The sequence below is a fragment of the uncultured Aurantimicrobium sp. genome (genome assembly GCF_936931525.1).
In the GTDB taxonomy this organism is placed as follows: domain Bacteria; phylum Actinomycetota; class Actinomycetes; order Actinomycetales; family Microbacteriaceae; genus Aurantimicrobium.
Genome location: NZ_CAKZII010000077.1, coordinates 1 through 2,618, shown reverse-complemented (window position 1 = coordinate 2,618; position 2,618 = coordinate 1). Strand labels below are relative to the sequence as shown.

3 protein-coding genes are annotated in these 2,618 nt (G+C 51.1%); all 3 read right to left on the bottom strand.

What is annotated here, in order from left to right; genetic code table 11:
* The coding region (locus tag Q0362_RS03385; RefSeq protein WP_298119773.1) for a GDP-L-fucose synthase at nucleotides 1-806 on the bottom strand (806 nt) is incomplete at its 3' end.
* Nucleotides 807-837: 31 nt separating this feature from the next.
* Nucleotides 838-1,965 (bottom strand): DegT/DnrJ/EryC1/StrS aminotransferase family protein, encoded by a 1,128-nt coding sequence (locus Q0362_RS03380; RefSeq protein ID WP_298119770.1) that lies wholly within the window; start codon nucleotides 1,963-1,965, stop codon nucleotides 838-840.
* Nucleotides 1,966-2,618, bottom strand: a 653-nt coding sequence (locus tag Q0362_RS03375) for a polysaccharide biosynthesis protein (RefSeq protein ID WP_298119768.1), incomplete at its 5' end; no start/stop codon positions are given. It lies immediately after the preceding gene.

The following is a 2,618-nucleotide window of genomic DNA, read 5'->3' as shown; positions in this document are numbered from 1 at the left end:
GCTATTTCGCTAATAGTGCAATCTTTGCCTGTCCCAACGTTGACCTGAGAGGCACCGTCATAGTTTTCTAGAAGGAACAAACAGGCATCAGCCATGTCATCGACATGGATAAATTCTCTCCTGGGGGTACCTGTTCCCCAGTTTGTTACCTTTTCTGCTCCCGTGATAGCCGCGTCATCGTAACGGCGAATGAGTGCAGGAAGGACATGTGAATGCTGAGGGTGAAAGTTATCCCCTGGCCCATATAGGTTGGTCGGCATAGCACTGATCCAATGGTGGCCGTACTCCTGGCGCATTGCCTGAATATGAAGAATTCCAGCTATCTTTGCAATTGCGTAGGCGTAATTTGTATGTTCAAGTTGCCCGCTCAGTAAATATTCTTCACGCAGAGGTTGAGGAGCAAGCTTGGGATAAATACAGGATGAACCTAGGAAAAGAAGCCGGTCAACTCCATATTTATGAGCGGCATCAATGACATTTAATTGAACTTGTAGGTTCTCACTGAGGAACTCAACTGGGTATGTGTCATTAGCAAAAATTCCACCCACTTTTGCTGCAGCAAGGACAACGTATCTGGGTTTATTTTTTTCAAAGAATGCGAAGACTTCGTCTCTATTCTGAAGGTCAAGTTCTGAATGACTTTGCCCGATGAGATTTGTGAATCCCTCTTTTTCTAAAAGTCTCCAGATGGCTGACCCAACAAGGCCACGATGTCCGGCGACATAAAAAGTTGCGTCCCTGTCTAGCTTGCTGGGGGCAAAACTTTTGGCGAGTTCATCGGGACCTAGATGTGATACTTCCTGCATATATACAGGTTATCGCAGTGGATGCGTGCTTCTATTTCAACGACTTACGAAGTACGTCGATTACAACTGACTGTTGGTCATCACTGAGGTCTGCATACATGGGTAGTGAAATTTCTTGAGAGTAATACTCTTCAGCACCTGGGCACATTCCCCGCTTGTAACCAAGATCTTCAAATGCGGGGTGCCAGTAGGCAGGGATGTAGTTGACCTGAACCAATACGCCCTGATCACGCATGAATTCAAAGACTTCACGGCGACGGCCATCCTGGACGCGGATGGGGTAGAGGTGCCACATGGGATCTACGTAGTCGCGCTTGGTGGGAAGAATTAGTCCCTGAACGTCAGCTAGTTCAGCGTGGTAACGCTCGAAAACAGCAGTTCGGCGTGCCTTGAACTCTTGAATTCGCTTGATCTGGCTGAGGCCAATGGCACTGAGCACATCTGGAAGGCGGTAGTTCAATCCGATTTCATGAACTTCTTGGTGCCAGGGTCCTTCGTTGGGGTAACGCTGTTCGTCTTTGTTGCGAACAAGCCCGTGAGAACGGAAGCGACGAGCACGTTCAACGAGTGCAGCATCCTTGGCGACAACAGCGCCGCCTTCAGCGGTCGTCATGTTCTTGGTGGGGAAGAACGAGAACGCTGTGATATCTGCGAGCGACCCGACTGGCTTTCCCTTATAGAGGGAGGCAATCGAGTGAGCGGCATCTTCCAAGAAATATGCACCCGCTCCTGCTGCGAGAGCTGCAAGTTCGTCAGCATCAACAGGGTGGCCTGCATAGTCCACGCCAGAGATCACCCTGGTGCGTTCAGTGATGAGTTCTTCTACAGAAGACGGGTCAATGTTGCCGGTGTCCTCTGCCACATCTGCGAAAAGAACTTTCGCACCCTGCGCCATAGCCGTTGAGGCGGTGGCAACGAAGGTCAATGGAGAGGTGATGACTTCGTCGCCTGGCTGCACTCCCAAAGCTGCATAGGCGCAGTGAAGTGCAGAAGTTCCAGAGGATACGACAGTTGCATCGGGAGTTTGCGCTAAGTCTGCGATTGCAGCTTCAAATTCGGTGACGACAGGGCCCATAGTGAGCCAGTCCGTCTTGAGGACCGCAACGACTGCATCGATATCTTCCTGAGATATCGACTGACGGCCGTAGGGAATACTCATTTAGGCGAATTTTTCGATGAGGTCGCGGAGCTCCTCAACGTTGAGCCACTGATCGTTGGAGTCAGAGCGGTATGCGAAGCCATCGGGTACTTCATCACCCTTGGGTGCAACGAAGCCCCACTCAGCGATGGTGGGAAGAATGACATAGCGGTCACCCAGGAGCAAGGTGCGACGGCTGTCGTCTTCAGAAATCATTTCTTCGTGCAGCTTTTCTCCGGGGCGAATACCTACTGCGTGAGTCTTTGACCCGGGTGCTACTGCCTCGACGAGGTCAAGAATGCGCATGCTGGGGATACGGGGAACATAGAGTTCTCCACCCACCATGAGGTCGAAAGAATCGATCACGAACTGAACTGCTTGTGGGAGGGTAATCCAGAAACGAGTCATGCGCTCATCAGTGATGGGGAGTGACTCTCCCTTGGCTGCGAGTTCCTTGAAGAAAGGAATCACAGAACCGCGGCTACCCATGACGTTTCCATAGCGAACGACAGAGAAACGAGTTTCATAGCCAGCTGCATAGTGGTTTGCGGACTGGAAGAGCTTGTCAGCGGCAAGCTTGGTAGCGCCGTATAGGTTGAGGTGGCTAGAAGCCTTGTCGGTAGACAACGCAACGATCTTCTTGACGCCTGTGTCAATCGCAGCTTCAATAACGT

Bases quoted from the DNA above. Each gene is read 5' to 3' on its own strand.
- Q0362_RS03380 (WP_298119770.1), bottom strand. From the start codon at position 1,965: ATGAGTATTCCCTACGGCCGTCAGTCGATATCTCAGGAAGATATCGAT.